19 protein-coding genes are annotated in these 15,078 nt (G+C 56.0%); 8 read left to right on the plus strand and 11 right to left on the minus strand.

Annotated elements, in window-relative coordinates; genetic code table 11:
• Positions 1–43: 43 nt before the first annotated feature.
• Both AC2TAD_RS03100 and AC2TAD_RS03105 read right to left on the minus strand, forming a co-directional pair.
• Positions 44–490 carry a phasin family protein gene (locus AC2TAD_RS03100; protein WP_170354599.1) on the minus strand — a complete coding sequence of 149 codons (447 nt, stop codon included), beginning with the start codon at positions 488–490 and terminating at the stop codon, positions 44–46.
• A 132-nt stretch (positions 491–622) separates the two neighbouring features.
• The gene (locus AC2TAD_RS03105) at positions 623–2,425 is read right to left on the minus strand and encodes a PHA/PHB synthase family protein (protein WP_480865874.1); all 1,803 of its coding nucleotides are present in this window, start codon (positions 2,423–2,425) and stop codon (positions 623–625) included.
• Positions 2,426–2,539: 114 nt separating this feature from the next.
• On the opposite strand from AC2TAD_RS03105, the gene phaZ reads away from it, so the two are divergent.
• Both phaZ and AC2TAD_RS03115 read left to right on the plus strand, forming a co-directional pair.
• Positions 2,540–3,811, plus strand: coding sequence for a polyhydroxyalkanoate depolymerase (gene phaZ / locus AC2TAD_RS03110; protein ID WP_170752462.1), 1,272 nt, complete (start codon positions 2,540–2,542; stop codon positions 3,809–3,811).
• Positions 3,812–3,816: 5 nt separating this feature from the next.
• The gene (locus AC2TAD_RS03115; RefSeq protein WP_480865876.1) at positions 3,817–4,254 is read left to right on the plus strand and encodes a DUF6151 family protein; all 438 of its coding nucleotides are present in this window, start codon (positions 3,817–3,819) and stop codon (positions 4,252–4,254) included.
• A 136-nt stretch (positions 4,255–4,390) separates the two neighbouring features.
• Here AC2TAD_RS03115 and AC2TAD_RS03120 read toward each other — a convergent pair whose 3' ends face one another.
• The 4 genes from AC2TAD_RS03120 to AC2TAD_RS03135 all read right to left on the minus strand — a co-directional run bounded on the left by AC2TAD_RS03120 (position 4,391) and on the right by AC2TAD_RS03135 (position 7,553).
• A complete protein-coding gene (locus AC2TAD_RS03120; RefSeq protein ID WP_170752458.1) occupies positions 4,391–5,107 on the minus strand; it encodes an alpha/beta fold hydrolase in 717 nt (238 codons plus the stop codon).
• Positions 5,108–5,188: 81 nt separating this feature from the next.
• Positions 5,189–5,803: a hypothetical protein gene (locus tag AC2TAD_RS03125; protein ID WP_480866648.1), complete on the minus strand. Its 615-nt coding sequence runs from the start codon at positions 5,801–5,803 to the stop codon at positions 5,189–5,191.
• Positions 5,804–5,823: 20 nt separating this feature from the next.
• On the minus strand, positions 5,824–6,807 hold the full coding sequence (locus AC2TAD_RS03130; RefSeq protein ID WP_480865878.1) for an alpha/beta hydrolase: 984 nt from the start codon (positions 6,805–6,807) through the stop codon (positions 5,824–5,826).
• A complete protein-coding gene (locus AC2TAD_RS03135; RefSeq protein WP_480865879.1) occupies positions 6,804–7,553 on the minus strand; it encodes an alpha/beta hydrolase in 750 nt (249 codons plus the stop codon). The genes AC2TAD_RS03130 and AC2TAD_RS03135 overlap by 4 nt, the downstream gene beginning before the upstream one ends.
• A 217-nt stretch (positions 7,554–7,770) precedes the next feature.
• Here AC2TAD_RS03135 and thrS point away from each other — a divergent pair, with 217 nt between their 5' ends.
• The 5 genes from thrS (at position 7,771) to AC2TAD_RS03160 (ending at position 12,456) form a co-directional block, all read left to right on the plus strand.
• Positions 7,771–9,729 carry a threonine--tRNA ligase gene (gene thrS / locus AC2TAD_RS03140; protein WP_480865880.1) on the plus strand — a complete coding sequence of 653 codons (1,959 nt, stop codon included), beginning with the start codon at positions 7,771–7,773 and terminating at the stop codon, positions 9,727–9,729.
• Positions 9,730–9,950: 221 nt separating this feature from the next.
• On the plus strand, positions 9,951–10,253 hold the full coding sequence (locus AC2TAD_RS03145; RefSeq protein ID WP_170354607.1) for a BufA1 family periplasmic bufferin-type metallophore: 303 nt from the start codon (positions 9,951–9,953) through the stop codon (positions 10,251–10,253).
• A 72-nt stretch (positions 10,254–10,325) separates the two neighbouring features.
• On the plus strand, positions 10,326–11,183 hold the full coding sequence (gene bufB, locus AC2TAD_RS03150; RefSeq protein WP_480865882.1) for an MNIO family bufferin maturase: 858 nt from the start codon (positions 10,326–10,328) through the stop codon (positions 11,181–11,183).
• Positions 11,180–11,941: an HvfC/BufC family peptide modification chaperone gene (locus tag AC2TAD_RS03155; protein WP_480865883.1), complete on the plus strand. Its 762-nt coding sequence runs from the start codon at positions 11,180–11,182 to the stop codon at positions 11,939–11,941. The genes bufB and AC2TAD_RS03155 overlap by 4 nt, the downstream gene beginning before the upstream one ends.
• Positions 11,938–12,456, plus strand: a complete 519-nt coding sequence (locus AC2TAD_RS03160) for a DoxX family membrane protein (protein ID WP_170354610.1) — start codon at positions 11,938–11,940, stop codon at positions 12,454–12,456. Before AC2TAD_RS03155 ends, AC2TAD_RS03160 begins: the two co-directional genes overlap by 4 nt.
• 1 nt (position 12,457) lies before the next feature.
• On the opposite strand, the gene AC2TAD_RS03165 is transcribed toward AC2TAD_RS03160, so the two are convergent.
• From AC2TAD_RS03165 to AC2TAD_RS03175, 3 genes are read right to left on the minus strand one after another with little or no spacing between them, the layout of a single operon-like run.
• Positions 12,458–12,826, minus strand: coding sequence for a hypothetical protein (locus AC2TAD_RS03165; protein ID WP_170752445.1), 369 nt, complete (start codon positions 12,824–12,826; stop codon positions 12,458–12,460).
• 41 nt (positions 12,827–12,867) lie between these two features.
• On the minus strand, positions 12,868–13,185 hold the full coding sequence (locus AC2TAD_RS03170) for an ArsC/Spx/MgsR family protein (protein ID WP_480865885.1): 318 nt from the start codon (positions 13,183–13,185) through the stop codon (positions 12,868–12,870).
• Positions 13,186–13,215: 30 nt separating this feature from the next.
• A complete protein-coding gene (locus AC2TAD_RS03175; protein WP_269149578.1) occupies positions 13,216–13,350 on the minus strand; it encodes a hypothetical protein in 135 nt (44 codons plus the stop codon).
• A gap of 50 nt (positions 13,351–13,400) precedes the next feature.
• Between AC2TAD_RS03175 and AC2TAD_RS03180 the strand changes: the two genes are divergently transcribed.
• Positions 13,401–13,607, plus strand: coding sequence for a cold-shock protein (locus tag AC2TAD_RS03180; protein WP_008758035.1), 207 nt, complete (start codon positions 13,401–13,403; stop codon positions 13,605–13,607).
• A 76-nt stretch (positions 13,608–13,683) separates the two neighbouring features.
• Here AC2TAD_RS03180 and AC2TAD_RS03185 read toward each other — a convergent pair whose 3' ends face one another.
• Entirely contained in the window at positions 13,684–13,884 is a 201-nt protein-coding gene (locus AC2TAD_RS03185) for a hypothetical protein (protein WP_480844989.1), read from the minus strand.
• Between the two features lie 159 nt (positions 13,885–14,043).
• Positions 14,044–14,955: an FAD-dependent thymidylate synthase gene (gene thyX, locus AC2TAD_RS03190; RefSeq protein ID WP_170354614.1), complete on the minus strand. Its 912-nt coding sequence runs from the start codon at positions 14,953–14,955 to the stop codon at positions 14,044–14,046.
• Positions 14,956–15,078: the final 123 nt, after the last annotated feature.

Raw genomic sequence — 15,078 nt, forward strand, 5'->3', positions numbered from 1 at the left:
CGATTGCACCAGATGGGAGGATGGGTGCGCCTCGCGGCCTTACTTACTTGGCAGCTGTTGCTTTCTTGGCAGCAGCAGTCACCTCGTTGGTGGCTTTCTTGACAGCAGCAGTTGCGTCTTCTGCAGCGTCTTTACCGGCAGCCATCAGCAGCTCGACGGTTTCGCTCTGAACTTTTTTCGCGATTTCAGCGAAAGCAGCCATGTTTTCAGCGGCAACTTCGGCCGACGCGCTTGCGAAGTCGGTTGCGGCTTTTGCGTAGTCAGCAGGCTCTGCTTTTGCTTTCGACATCTCGGTCAGTTTGGCCAGAGTGTCTTTGGTCCATTTGTTCGAAATTTCTGCCGATTTCTCTGCAGCTTCCAGAGCAACACCCGACAGTTTTTCGTTCAGGGTTGCGGTCGACTTGAAGGCACCTTCCAGTGCGGTGGTGTCAACGGGAAACGCGCCCATGATGTCTTTCAGAGCAGCGGTGAAGTCTTGTGTCTTAGCCATTGTCCAAATCCTTTTTGCCGAACCGGGCCTGCCCCGGTTTTCATCAGCTTGAGGACAATATGATTGCTGCATCGCAGCATTACAAGAATTTTCTTGCTGCGATGCAGAAAAAACTTCTGATTCCCTGATAAATCAATCGGTTGCCTTGACCAAAACATAGGTTCCGGGTGCCGGACACAAAGACGGATGGTCCGAATCGCCCGGTTCACGCGCCGGGATTTGCTTGCCAGAACGCTTTTTCAACCAAGCTTCCCAAAGAGGCCACCACGATCCCTCATGGAAATCCGCCTCTTTCATCCAACCATCGGCATCCGCCTTTAGATCGGGATTGGTATAGTGTCCGTATTTCTTCTTGCTGGGCGGATTGACAATCCCGGCGATATGGCCGGATTGCGAGACAACAAACGTTTTTGACCGCGAGCCCATCTGCTGCACGCCACGGTAGCAGGCTTTCCATGCCGCGATGTGATCCGTTTCGCATGTTATGGCCATCAATGGCACATCCACATCGCGGATATTCAGCTTATGCCCCAATAGCTCGAACCCATCATTGACGAAATCATTGCTTTGGCAAAGACCCCGAAGGTATTCGATTGCCATTCGACCGGGCAGGTTTGCTCCATCCCCGTTCCAGAACAACAGATCAAAGGCCGGGGGGGTTTCGCCCATCATATAACTACGGATTGCAGGACCATAGATCAGGTCATTGGACCGAAGGAAAGACATCGTCCGCCCAACCACCCAAGCTTTGAGAACACCGTCTTTGCCGACCTGATCCTCGATCCCGTCGACAAAGTCATTCTGGAGGAACGGGGTAAACTCGCCCTGATCTCCGAAGTCGGTCAAAGTGGTGAAGAATGTGGCCGACTTGATCGACTTGTCCCCGCGCTGTTTGAGCAGCGACAAGGTCAGACTAAGCGTCGTTCCCGCAATACAATAGCCTACAGCGTTGACCTGCTTGACCTTGCAGATCTGTTTCACCTGCTCAATCGCGGTCAGATAGCCTTGCTCGATATAGTCGCCCATCCCGATATCCGCGTGGGAGGCATTCGCGTTCGCCCAACTGACAACGAATAGAGTATAGCCTTGTTCAGTCACCCACTTGATCAGGCTGTTCTTCGCCTTGAGGTCCAGAATGTAGAACTTGTTGATCCAAGGCGGAAAGAGAATAATCGGTGTTTCGAAAACGGTCTCGGTCGCGGGTTTGTACTGGATCAGCTCCATCAACTCATTGCGGTAGACCACCTCACCCGGTGTCGTGGCAATATTGCCTCCAATCTCGAACGCGCTGTCATCGGCCAGACGTACGACCATCTCGCCATTGTTGGCTTCGAGATCAGAGACGAGATTCTCCAGACCTTTAATCAAGGATTGACCTTCGGTCTCAACCGCCTTTTCCAAGGCATCGGGATTTGTGGCCAGAAAATTCGTAGGGGACATCATATCGATGATCTGCTGCGAGAAAAACTGAAGCCGTTGCTTGTCTTTTTCGGGCATATCGTCAACTGACGCGACCGCCTGAGCGATCGCTTGGGCGTTTGTCTGGTATTGCTGACGTACAAAGCGGAAATAGGGGTTTGTGTCCCACATCGGGTTGGAAAACCGCTTGTCCTTCGGGCCGAGTTCCGCAGCGTCGGTGTTTCCGGACGCAAGAGCCTGCTGCGCTTCGGCAAAGTTCAGAACTGACTTTCCCCAAAACTCGATCTGATGCTCCAACAGCTTGGCAGGATTTTGCCATGCCTCGGTCATATAGGCCGTTGCTGCTTTTGCAAAAAGATCTTGATTCGGGCCATCTAACGCGGGGGAATGCGCAGTTTTTCCAGCCATGACTTCAACCAGCCGCTTCGACAAAGCTTCGACTTTGTTCATATTTTCTTTAAGCCGCTCAAGGTGTTCCTCGGTTAGCTCTGGCGATCGGTCTTCGGTTGTTGTCATTTTAACAATTCCCCCCTACTATTTTCTGCTATGCAGAATAACGTCGCGGAAACTATAAGGCAAAGCGACGAAAAGTCCTTACGTACAGGCTGACACTCATAGGGGGCCCAATCCATGCGCTACATGATGACCTACGATCTGATGGAAACCATGCGCAATACCAACCAATGGATGGGCGCGACGGCAAGTGCGATGGCTTCGTACCCGCTGTTTGCAATGGTACCCAATCCCGCGTTCAGCATGATGGCTGCCTGGGGCGAAGTGACCGAACGGACATTTCAGCGAATGATTGTCAAACCCGACTGGGGCATTCGCACCTTCACCTGCGAAGATGGTAAGGACCATTTGGTAGACATCGTGCCTGTGTTGGAGCGTCCTTTCGGTGACCTGATCCACATCCGCGTCAACGGACGAAAAGAACAACCTCGCAAGGTTCTGTTGGTTGCGCCCATGTCCGGGCACTACGCCACCCTGTTGCGGTCCACAGTCAAAAGCTTGCTGGTAAATTGCGAAGTGTATGTCACCGATTGGCATAATGCGCGCGACATCCCTGTGTCTGAGGGCAAGTTCGATGTAGAGGACTATACGCTATATCTTGTTGATTTCATGAAGGAGCTCGGCCCTGAAACGCATGTAGTTGCCGTCTGCCAACCTGCTCCTTTGACCTTGGCCGCGACAGCCTATTTGGCCGAAGTCGAGCCAAAGGCACAACCCTGCACCCTGACGCTGATCGGAGGACCAGTGGACCCGGATGCAACGCCAACTGACGTCACCGATTTTGGCCGCCGCGTGACCATGGGGCAGTTGGAAGAAACGATGATTCAACGCGTGGGCTTCAAGTACAAAGGCGTCGGGCGTATGGTCTATCCCGGCCTGCTGCAGCTTGCCTCATTCATGTCGATGAATGGGGATCGCCACTCCAAGGCGTTCTCGGACCAAATTCAGCGCGTCATGCGCGGTGAGGCGTCGGACCATGACGCACATAACCGCTTTTACGATGAGTACCTTGCAGTGATGGACATGACGGCCGAGTTCTACCTGTCCACCGTGGAGCGCATCTTTAAGAACCGTGAAATTGCAAAGAACGAATTCATTGTAGCGGGACACAAAGTAGATATCGGCAAGATCACTGACGTAGCAGTTAAAACGGTTGAAGGCGCGAATGACGATATCTCTGCGCCTGGCCAGTGTATCGCAGCGCTTGAACTTTGCACCGGCCTGCCCGCTTCGAAAAAAGCCAGCCACGTCGAGCCCGGCGCTGGCCACTACGGCATCTTCGCAGGGCGAAGCTGGCGCGACAATATTCGTCCGTTGGTTATCGATTTCATGAACGCCAACACGCGCAAGCCTCAACGTCGCCCGGCAAATAAAAACAAAGTCGCCTGACCAAGATGCGTAAGGCAAAGGCAGTGGATACAGCCTTTGCCTGTTCGTGTGGTTGTCTGCGCGGTCATATTACCGCGGCAGGTATAAGGTCTTCGACACATGTCGTTTGCTATTGCAACGACTGCCGCGCGGCCCAGCTCTATTTCAACCAACCCGATCCAGCGCCCGGGCCGGTCGAAGTTCTGCAGATGTTGCCCGAAGAAGTTCGTATCGAAACCGGTGCCGAACAATTGGCATTGATGCAACTCAGCCCAAAAGGAATGCTGCGCTGGTACGCCAGTTGTTGTGATGCCCCATTGGCCACCACGTCACGCACAGCGAAATTCCCATTCGCAGGATTCATTGTCGCGCGCATGTTGGATACATCCGCCCTCGGCCCTATCACCACACGTGGCTTTGTTCCAAATCCCGGCGGCAAACAAGAGCATGAAAAGCTGGGATAGCGGCTTTCGGGCTTGTCTCACGGGTACTCAAGTCTCTTTTGACAGGAAGCTGGAAGCACACTCCGTTTTTTGACATCGGCACGGGTGATCCGATCAGAACCCCTGTTATCCTAACCAAGGCTGAACGTTCAGCACTTTATAAGTAAGGCAACCCGACTCTAATATTCAGCCATTCTTCCAGCGCTTGCGTGACTTCTGCGGGCGTCTCTAGAGGGGGCAAGTGCCCTGCGTCTTCCATAATCTTCAGTTCGGCGCTAGGGATCATCTCGGCCATAAACCGGTGCCGCTTGACTGGCGTAAGCTGATCATGTGCCCCGCAAATGATCAGTGTCGGCACGTTTATATGCCTAAGCGCAGGTTGCTGATCCGTGCGCCTCTGCAGCGCCCGCATCTGCCGTTCAAACAGCTCTGGCCCCTGATCCTTTGCCATGGCCATAACCTCGTTCAAAATCGGTACGCGCCCCGGCCCCGGAGCAAGCGTCTCCGTTCCAATCAAGCGCTGCATGACCTCTTCGAACCGGCCTGATTTGGCCCCTACGATCAACTCCTCTCGGTCAGCAGCAATCTGGGGTGTATCGGCCTGTGCGTCGGTAGACATCAGACACAAACGCGTCACCCGGTCAGGAGCCCTACGGACAAGTTCCAAAGCAACGACCCCGCCCATGTTAAACCCGCAGAGCGCAAAGCGATGTGGCAACTGGTCCAACAACCCCGAGGCTATTTCCTCGATCCGCTCGCCGCCCGATACCGGGGCAACCGTCACAGCACGAGCACCAGAAATCTGCAAAATCTGGGCGCCGAACAACCTTGCATCACACATAAACCCGGGCAGAAATACCAACGGTTCAATCACACAGGGCCTCCTTGAAATCGACCACTTTGTGTTACGTTTTCCGTAAGATGCGTAGTTTTGTTGAACTGGGCAAGCAAAAGTTCAGGGATAAGCGATCCCCTTGAACGGCGGAAAATCTGCATAGCGTGCGCGCCGTCGATGCTGATTTTCTGCAGGCTCGGCGCCGGGTCGCAACAGGCATCTGCGCGGCGCAATATAACTGTCGATCCGCTTGTGGGGCATCGGCCTCCAGACCAAATTAAACGCGCAGAGTTTGGGAAAAAACCATATCTCGGAATAGTCCAGATGATCGTGCATCCACCACGCCAGATCCCGCCAGTCCCGGCCTGCGTCATACTGATCAGCAAACCAAGGAATCACGATCGAAGCCCCCGCTATGCGCGCGTCCCCTTCGCCCCGATCCCAGATGTGGCACTCCAATGGATTGTCGTTGCGCGCGCAATTCAGCCGGTTTTCATTGCCGAACCGGTTCAGCGACGGCGACCGATAGCCCGAGCGTACGGCGACACGCCCAAAGGTTTCCTCTAAAGGATCCAGCAAGGTTTGGCACAGGGCTTGACCTGTTTCTATGGCAAGGTTGGGGTCATCGGGAAGGTTTTGTTTTTCATGGAAATTCCCGATCTCGGAATACAGGAAATCGCGCATGTAGAAATGTTTGGACAGTCGCACGCGGCCCAACGCCTCAAGGCTCCACATGCTGCCTGGTTTGCGCATGGTTATTCGACCCCCAGAGTTTTAAGCCATGCCAGAATACCCGATACGGTCGCATCGGTTTGCCCCGGCGACATCAGGCGTCCGGCTATGACATGCGATGCCGGATCATCCTCGGGGCCCATAGTCACCAGTTCGACCACAGCCGGTCCGCCCCAGGCTTGCGCAACTTTGTGGGTTAGATCAGGGCGCACCACCTGATCGTCATCCGAGAACCAGAATAATGCCGGCACCTGCGCATCCGAAAAATCAAGCGCATAGACCACATCCAGCAATACAGTCATGGGAACCACTGCTTCCCAAGGATAGGACGCTGACCAATAGGTGTTCTTTTCTTCGTCCGGCCCCGAGACATCACGGGTTTCACCCATCACCAGCGGCAACCAGCTTCGCGCCCATGGCAGACCAGGAATCCAAGCCCCGGGCGCATTCACACCGAAATTCGGTGACACGAATACCATCCCCGCTACATCCTGGCTTAACTCAGGGTTTACCGCTACTGCTGCTGCAAGTGTCCCGCCGGTTGAGGTTGAGATCACTATTACCTTTTCCCCAACGGCGCGGGCTGCGGCCAATCCTTCGGCGACATCCTGCATCCAACCCGAGGCCGTGCCCTCAGCCATTGCCTCGCCACTGCGGCCATGACCTTGAAGCCGTGTGTAGACCAGATTGGCCCCAAGCGCATCGGCCACCAAATCAGGGACCGGGCGGATTTCCTCGGATGAGGCTGAAAACCCATGAAGATACAAAATGGAAACAGGTGTGCGCTGCTCTTTGAAACCGTCCTGCCAGATCACGCGCTTTTCAACACCGGGTACGATATCGTCATATGCCGATTCTGTGCTTTCGAAATAGACCTGAACACCTTCCCCGAACTTGCGTGACTCGAATGTGGGGTTGAGTTCCACCGGTTCGCGTGGACCAAACCAATAAGTCCCGAAACCTACTGCGACTAAAAGCAGACCAGTCCAAACCAATGCGCGCTTCATTGTGATGGCATCACGTCAAGTACCGCCTGTTCGATCAGCTCAAGACAAGGGCCATCCGAAAACCGATGGTCGGCGTCTTTGACCAGCAATAGCCTCATATCCGGCCCGTCGGCGTGGTCCAGCAGACGAACGGCAGTTTCAGTGGACACGGCAGTATCTGCAGTGCCTTGCAAAAACCGAACTGGGAAGGGCAAATTCAGCGCTGCGCGCAAGACCAGCCTTTGCCGTCCGTCCTCAATCATCCGCTTGGTTATGACGTAAGGCTCCATGTAGTCCGAGGGCAGTTCCACATGCCCCACCGTCTCCAGCGCTGCCTTCTGCTCATCACTGAACGAGGCCCAATACCCGTCCTCGGTAAAATCCGGCGCAGCAGCGATTGTAACCATCCCGGCGATCCGTTCCGGCATCGCGTTTGCCAACAGCAACGCCTGCCATCCGCCCATCGACGATCCCACAACGACCAAGGGCCCTTCGGTCAGTGCCTCAATCGCCGCAACTGTATCCTCATGCCAGTCCCCAATGCATCCCTCTTCGAACGTGCCGGAACTTTCTCCGTGCCCAGAGTAATCGAACCGTAAAAACGCCTGCCCGCGTTCCTGTGCCCACGCCTCAAGATGCACCGCCTTGGTACCCTCCATATCCGACTTCAGCCCGCCAAGAAAAACGATCGTAGGCGCCGCCCCCTCGCTTTTGCGAAACGCCAACCGCCGCCCCTGCGCGGTGTCCATAAATTCAGCCACTGCCATAAAACCCTCTTTGCTTTACCGACATCATGCACGTCCCAACCCCAACCGCAATTCCCTGATCCGCCCTTCATCTGGCCCAAAATACCTCGGGGTGCGCGAGGGGCAGCGCCCCTCGCTCCAACACTTGACACACGCGCACCCACCTGCCAAAGCAGCCAGATGCAAATAACCCGCAACCGGGCGTTCAGTGGGCGCCAAACCGACGAGGAGAGCCAACATGGCCTTGGATTCAAAATCCGTCTCACTCACCTTCCCCGATGGCAATGCACGATCCTATGACGCAGGCATCACACCTGCGCAGGTGGCAGCCGATATCTCGACCTCGCTGGCCAAAAAGGCAATCTCGGCCACGGTCGATGGCAAGCATTGGGATTTGCAATGGCCTATTGAGACCGACGCACAAATCGCCATCCACACAATGAAGGATGAGGAACAGGCCAATGAGCTGATCCGCCACGATCTGGCGCATGTCATGGCCCGCGCCGTGCAGGAAATCTGGCCCGCGACCAAAGTCACCATTGGCCCCGTCATCGAAAACGGCTGGTACTACGACTTTGACCGTGAAGAGCCGTTCACGCCCGAAGATCTCGGCCTCATCGAGAAAAAGATGAAAGAGATCATCAACAAACGCGACCCCGTCACCACCGAGGTCTGGGACCGCGACCGCGCGATCGAATTCTACAAGGCCAATAACGAGCCCTATAAGGTCGAGTTGATCGAATCCATTCCGGGCGATGAGCCACTGCGCATGTATTGGCACGGCCACTGGCAGGACCTGTGCCGCGGCCCGCACCTGCAGCACACCGGCCAACTGCCCGGCGATGCGTTCAAACTGATGAGCATCGCGGGCGCCTATTGGCGCGGCGACAGCGACCGCGCGATGTTGCAACGCATCTATGGCGTGGCCTTCACCGGCAAGGAAAAGCTGAAAGCCCACCTGCATATGCTGGAGGAGGCCGCCAAGCGCGATCACCGCAAGCTGGGCCGCGAGATGAACCTGTTCCACATGCAGGAAGAGGCCCCCGGCCAAATCTTCTGGCATCCCAACGGCTGGAAAATCTACACCACCCTTCAGGACTATATGCGCCGGATGCAGGAGCATGACGGCTATGTCGAGGTGAACACGCCTCAGGTCGTCGACCGTAAGCTGTGGGAGGCCTCGGGCCACTGGGACAAATACCAGGAAAACATGTTCATCGTCGAGGTTGACGAAGATCACGCCCGCGAAAAGGCGATCAACGCGCTGAAGCCGATGAACTGCCCCTGCCACGTGCAGGTGTTCAATCAGGGTCTGAAATCCTATCGCGACCTGCCGCTACGCATGGCCGAGTTCGGGTCTTGCGCACGTTATGAACCCTCGGGCGCGCTGCACGGGATCATGCGGGTGCGCGGCTTTACGCAGGATGACGGCCATATCTTCTGTGCCGAGGATCAGATCGAATCCGAGACCGCAAAGTTCATTGCCTTCCTATCCAAGGTCTATGCCGATCTGGGCTTCCACGACTGGACGATTAAACTATCCACCCGCCCGGAAAAGCGCATCGGGTCGGATGAAAGCTGGGATCTGGTGGAAAAGGCCCTTGGTGATGCCTGCAAGGCGGCCGGGTACGACTATGAGATCCTCGAAGGCGAAGGCGCGTTTTACGGACCCAAACTGGAATTCACCCTGACCGACGCGATCGGGCGGACGTGGCAATGCGGCACGCTGCAGGTTGACCCCAACCTGCCCGAGCGTCTCGATGCCAGCTTTATCGGCGCAGATGGCGCAAAGCATCGCCCCTTCATGCTGCACCGGGCAACACTGGGATCGTTCGAGCGTTTCATCGGCATTCTGATCGAAGAGCACGCAGGCAAACTGCCCTTCTGGCTCGCCCCGCGTCAGGTGGTTGTCGCCTCGATCACCTCCGAGGCGGATGACTACGTCAATGAAGTGGTCGAAACCCTGCGCGCCGCTGGTGTCCGGGCCGAGGCCGACATTCGCAACGAGAAAATCAACTACAAGGTTCGCGAGCATTCAGTCGGCAAAGTGCCTGTCATTCTGGCCATCGGACACCGTGAAGTTGAGGAACGCACCGTCAGCGTTCGCCGTCTGGGTGAGAAACAAACACAGGTTCAATCACTTGAGGCTGTAACAATTGAACTTTCCAAGTCGGCAACTCCGCCCGATCTGCTGTAACATTCGGTGAAAATTCACCGCTGATCCGGCCCCAAGATAGGGGCCGGGTTGAAATATTTTCCTTTTTAGATTTCAAAAACAATGTGTTAACTTGCAATAGGGCATGACAGTGCCTGACGGGGTTGTGAGACACGGGCTCGTGAATTCAACTCTGCCCCGCAAGCTACTACCTTTGTTAGTGTCAAACACGGACATACGCAGTCATCAAAAGGATTACCGAGATGTCGAACACCGCTAAATCCCTGGTTATCGCAACCGCAGTCGCAGCCGCCGTATCCGGTGCCGCCACCACCGCAACCGCCCAAGCCAAAGAAAAGTGCTATGGCGTTTCGCTGGCAGGTGAAAACGATTGCGCAGCAGGCCCCGGCACCACCTGCGCCGGTACTTCGACCGTTGATTATCAGGGTAACGCATGGACGCTGGTCGACGCAGGCACCTGCGCCGATATCGAGCTGCCCCAGACCGCAGACGGTTCGGACCGCAAAGGCTCGCTCGAGCCGCTGGACCGCGACCTGCCGGCATAAGCCCGCGCTTAGGAAAACCGAAGGGGCGGGCCTTGTCGCCCGCCTCTTTGTCGCGAACCGGAGACCATTGTAATGCTGGACAACGCTATTCGATCAAACAGACTGCCCGCAGCGCCGGGTATCGGATACAAACCCCAGCATTTTCAACAGATTCTGGATCACGCGCATCCGGTGGCATGGCTGGAAATCCATGCCGAGAATTACATGGGCGATGGCGGACGCCCGCTGGCGCAGCTGCGCCACCTGTCGGAACAGTTTCCTGTTTCTGTGCACGGTGTCGGCCTGTCCATTGGCGGCGAAGGCCCATTGGACCCCGATCATCTGGCCCGTCTGAAACATCTGGTCGGCTGGCTGAACCCAGCCAGTTTCTCTGAGCATCTGGCGTGGTCAACCCATGACAGCCACTTCCTGAACGACCTGTTGCCTCTGCCCTATACTGACGCAACACTTGCCCGGATTTGCGAACACATCGATCAGGTGCAAGCGGTTATCGGGCGGCAGATGCTACTGGAAAACCCTTCCAGTTATCTGGCGTTTGAGGAAAGTACGTGGTCCGAGCCTGACTTCCTGCGCGAAATCTCGCGCCGCACTGGCTGCGGCCTTTTGCTAGACGTGAACAACGTTTTCGTCTCGGCCACCAATCTGGACTTTTCACCACAGGGCTATATTGACGCCTATCCACTGGAAAAAGTTGGCGAAATTCATCTAGGCGGCCACGACGAAGACGAGGACGACCACGGTCGCCCCCTGCTGATCGACAGCCACGGGCGCGAGGTCGTGGACCCCGTCTGGGCATTGCTGGACTACGTGCTGGAAAGTTCGGGTCCGAAACCAGTCCTGATCGAATGGGATACAGATGTTCCCGACTGGCCTGTTCTTCGAGCCGAGGCTGACCGGGCACAAGCGGCATTGGACCGCATCCCGGCATGAGCGTGTCTCAATCCACCTTTCACACTGCCCTTTTGAACCCGTCTGAGGCGGTTCCAGAGGGGTTGGTGGATGCCCGCGCCCAACCGGCAGGCCGACGGTTCAGCGTTTATCGCAACAATGTTGCGGTGTCCCTGACCGAAGCAATGCATCAGGCCTTCCCGGTAATCGCGAAGCTGTTAGGCGCTCAGAACATGGATGGTCTGTCGGGAATTTTCCTACGCCAGCATCCCCCGACGACGCCGATGATGATGTTCTACGGCGAAGCGTTCCCTGAATTTCTGGCGGGAATGGAGCAGCTTTCGCACCTGGGATATTTGCCCGACGTTGCCCGGTTGGAACTGGCCCTGCGTCGCTCCTACCACGCGGCGGACAGCACGCCTGCACCGGGTGACGCACTGGCCGTGGACCCAGAACAGGTCATGCGGGCCAAGCTGGAATTCGCACCATCAATGCAGGTGGTCCGCTCTGAGTGGCCAATATTCTCGTTGTGGCGGTTCAACACCATGGACGACGCCCCCAAACCCCAGCCCGGTGCTGAAGACGTGCTGGTTACCCGCCCCGAATTTGATCCCGCGCCGCATCTGCTGCCTGCAGGCGGCGCAGATTGGATATCTAAGATGCAGACCGGTCATACGATCGGTCAAGCATTCGAAAGCGTATCCGCTACCACCCCCGAGTTTGACCTTGGGGCCACTCTGGCGCCTCTGCTTCAAGGTGGCGCCATTACTTCTGTGACTATCGAAAGGCTGGCACAATGACTGCCCTGATCTCTCTTCACAACAATGTCCTGGGACGGCTGGACAGCTCGGCCAACTGGCTGACACCGACCCTGGCACGGCTTGTTTTTGTTGCTGTATTGCTTGTTTACTACTGGAATTCGGCCACTCTGAAGATTGACGGGTCGATCTTCTCGGCGTCAGCCGGTGCCTTTGGCCAGATCTTCCCCAAAGCGGCTGAAGCCGTTTTGTATGACGTCACCCAGATGACCTTCTTCCAGCGTATCGTGATCTTTTTAGGCACCGTGGCCGAGTTTGTTCTACCAGCATTGCTGCTGGTGGGTCTACTCACCCGCGTCGCGGCCCTGGCCATGATCGGCTTCGTCTGGGTTCAAACCATCGTTGATGTCGCCGGTCACGGTGTGAAACTGGGTGGGCTGTTCGACAATGCCATCACCTTGATGGACCAGCGCGTCATGTGGACTTTCCTGTTCCTGGTCATCGTGATCAACGGTGCAGGCCCCATTTCAATAGACCGCATCTTGCGTCTAAAGTGATTTAGAAATGCGCCTTGGGCTCGTCCGGTTTACCCGCGGCCAGCCCAAGGGCCCCTGCCACCCCGGCAAATGCAACCGGGAACATGGTAAAGGCATTGAACCCAAACGCGTAATACATGCCGCCGGCTGAAATTAGCAACAATGCCCCGCCAATCAATGCCCTCGCCTTGGCCATAGCCCCTCCGGCAATCGCCAGCAAAGGTGCCAGGATCGACATAGCCTGGATAAGCTGCGCGTTGTCCACCTGCTCGGCAAGGCCGTCGATCTCTCCGAACCGGTCGATCAGTTCGACATATCCATAGCCGACAAAACCGACCAACATGCCGATTAGCCCGGCAATCACACCCAAAATCATCGCTGCGTTACGCATCTTTCGTCCTCTTGCTTGCGCCTTTGCAGATAAGCATCCGCTCAGTCGACGCCAAGAGCCGCCTTCGTCGCCGCCGTCCAGCCAAGAAAAAGCTGCCCGTCACGCTCGATCAAAGGACGTTTCATCAAGGTCGGATGATCGTGCAACAGCTCCAGCGGTGCCCGCGCGCGCTCGTCTTCGCTTAGGCCCCGCCATGTCGTGGACCGGGTGTTGAGCAAAGCCTCGCCGAATTGTGTAAATGCCTGTGACAGCACTGTTTCGGGCACCCCATCCGCTCGCACGTCGACAAAATCAACACCTCTCAATGATTTCAGTACCTTACGGCAGGCATCACAGTTCTTTAGTCCATATAGGCGCATTTTAGGGGGCTTCCTATGCTTGTGTGAATTTTAGGCAAATTCGCCAAGGTGTTCCGGTAATTCTTGATTTTTTACTTCACCGTGCAATGTTGAAAAAGACGAAATACGCAATTCGGGCCGAAGCGTGTGGGCGCGGCGGTGATGAAAGGCGGTGGCGTCAATCACTTCCCCCACCAATTTGTGGGACAACTTGTAAGTAGAAGGAGACACGGGAAATGCCAACTGGCACCGTGAAATGGTTTAATACCACTAAAGGCTATGGGTTTATTGCCCCCGATGAAGGTGGCAAGGACGTATTTGTACATATCTCGGCTGTTGAACGGTCAGGTCTGACCGGGCTCGCAGACAATCAGAAAGTCTCATACGAATTGCAGGACGGACGCGACGGTCGCCAGATGGCCGCCGATTTGAAACCGTTGTAAGGCCCCCTCCCGACGGGAAGACAAAGCAGGGCAACGGCCAATTTCCGGCCGTTGACCAATAATGGTTCGACCAATGTTAACCGCGCGCCGGATCTGTGTCGGCGTGCGTGAACCAGTCTTGACCCATCGCAACGATGCAGGACGTGCCGGTCGAATAAGTGACAACCATCGTCCAATCACCTTTCTCGCTAGTCCAGACTTCCATGATCTGTTCGGGACTGCGCACCCCGGTGGCCGCGCGCTGCGAGCCGAACTGACGTTCAAGCTTGTCGTGCATTCGGGATGTCGGTTCACACAATACCTCGGCAATCGGAGACTTGGCGAAAACCGGGCCGCCAAGCAAGCAAAAGAGGCATGCAAATCGGATGTAAGAAAGACATGTCATGAAGCCAATGTAACAGCTTCACGACAAAACGTATAGACAAACGATATGCGATTAGCTTTCGCGGATGACGGCCTCAAACTCGCGCCACTCGCGGGCGGTCATTCCCGAATTTTCCTGAGAAACGGTTTCCCCGGACAACATTCGCCGCAGGCAGTCGACCATCTGCGCGGATAGATTCACCGCGCCAAGACGGTAATCTTCAAACGCCTTGTAAGCGAAAGGAACCCAGTCGGCGACGATTTTGCACATCGTGTCCGCATATACACGGATTTCATATTGCGCGTGGGGGTCCGCTCGCAGCCGCAGGAAGTGGAACAGATTGTGCAGGTCCACCTTCCAGTACCATTGAGTGTAGATATTCGCCGGAAGGTTCATCCGCGCCAGTTCACGTGCCAGACCCTGCTGACCATCCTGACTGATCATCGCCTCGTAATTGTCATAGCACCGGGCACTGTCTGCCTTGAGCATCTCAAGTACGCGCGCGGCTTCTTCGCCCTGCAGCGCGTCGCCCCGGCCCTGGTTGTTCACCTCGGATTGTGCCGCGACATGGTCGGGCGCGGGGATATAGAACTCGCGGTCCAGGATAGAATATCGCGCCGAGTATTCATTCACATTCGCAGTCCGATGTCGGATCCATTGCCGCGCCACAAAGACGGGCAGTTTCACATGCAGCTTGATCTCGCACATTTCAAAAGGGGTCGAGTGCCAGTGACGCATCAGGTAACGGATCAGGCCCTCATCATTCTGTACGGATTTGGTACCCTTGCCATAGGACACACGGGCAGCCTGACAAATCGCCGCGTCGTCGCCCATATAGTCGATCACACGCACAAAACCGTGGTCCAGAACCTGATGCGCGGTGTACAGGTGATCCTCCATCCCCGGGGCAACAACACGACGCGTTTGATACGATTGCGCCCGTTGCGCTTCGATCTCGGTCAGTTGGTCAGAGGACAGCGGCATGAAATTTCCTTTCCAGCGAATGAGTCGCAGACCACTATATATCGGCAAAACCACGACAGGAACCGCGATATGTGCGCTAACTTGCGCAAACTCTAAATTGTGTCCGCTGCGCCCCTCGACAGA

This window comes from Ruegeria sp. HKCCD7628, assembly GCF_057221005.1.

Coding starts and splice junctions, on each gene's coding strand:
- thyX (WP_170354614.1), bottom strand. CDS start 14,955: ATGCCGCTGTCCTCTGACCAACTGACCGAGATCGAAGCGCAACGGGCG.
- AC2TAD_RS03105 (WP_480865874.1), bottom strand. CDS start 2,425: ATGACAACAACCGAAGACCGATCGCCAGAGCTAACCGAGGAACACCTT.
- thrS (WP_480865880.1), top strand. CDS start 7,771: ATGGCCTTGGATTCAAAATCCGTCTCACTCACCTTCCCCGATGGCAAT.
- AC2TAD_RS03115 (WP_480865876.1), top strand. CDS start 3,817: ATGCGTAAGGCAAAGGCAGTGGATACAGCCTTTGCCTGTTCGTGTGGT.
- AC2TAD_RS03160 (WP_170354610.1), top strand. CDS start 11,938: ATGACTGCCCTGATCTCTCTTCACAACAATGTCCTGGGACGGCTGGAC.
- AC2TAD_RS03125 (WP_480866648.1), bottom strand. CDS start 5,803: ATGTGGAGCCTTGAGGCGTTGGGCCGCGTGCGACTGTCCAAACATTTC.
- AC2TAD_RS03180 (WP_008758035.1), top strand. CDS start 13,401: ATGCCAACTGGCACCGTGAAATGGTTTAATACCACTAAAGGCTATGGG.
- AC2TAD_RS03130 (WP_480865878.1), bottom strand. CDS start 6,807: ATGAAGCGCGCATTGGTTTGGACTGGTCTGCTTTTAGTCGCAGTAGGT.
- AC2TAD_RS03185 (WP_480844989.1), bottom strand. CDS start 13,884: ATGCACGACAAGCTTGAACGTCAGTTCGGCTCGCAGCGCGCGGCCACC.
- bufB (WP_480865882.1), top strand. CDS start 10,326: ATGCTGGACAACGCTATTCGATCAAACAGACTGCCCGCAGCGCCGGGT.
- AC2TAD_RS03135 (WP_480865879.1), bottom strand. CDS start 7,553: ATGGCAGTGGCTGAATTTATGGACACCGCGCAGGGGCGGCGGTTGGCG.
- phaZ (WP_170752462.1), top strand. CDS start 2,540: ATGCGCTACATGATGACCTACGATCTGATGGAAACCATGCGCAATACC.
- AC2TAD_RS03155 (WP_480865883.1), top strand. CDS start 11,180: ATGAGCGTGTCTCAATCCACCTTTCACACTGCCCTTTTGAACCCGTCT.
- AC2TAD_RS03145 (WP_170354607.1), top strand. CDS start 9,951: ATGTCGAACACCGCTAAATCCCTGGTTATCGCAACCGCAGTCGCAGCC.
- AC2TAD_RS03100 (WP_170354599.1), bottom strand. CDS start 490: ATGGCTAAGACACAAGACTTCACCGCTGCTCTGAAAGACATCATGGGC.
- AC2TAD_RS03170 (WP_480865885.1), bottom strand. CDS start 13,185: ATGCGCCTATATGGACTAAAGAACTGTGATGCCTGCCGTAAGGTACTG.
- AC2TAD_RS03165 (WP_170752445.1), bottom strand. CDS start 12,826: ATGCGTAACGCAGCGATGATTTTGGGTGTGATTGCCGGGCTAATCGGC.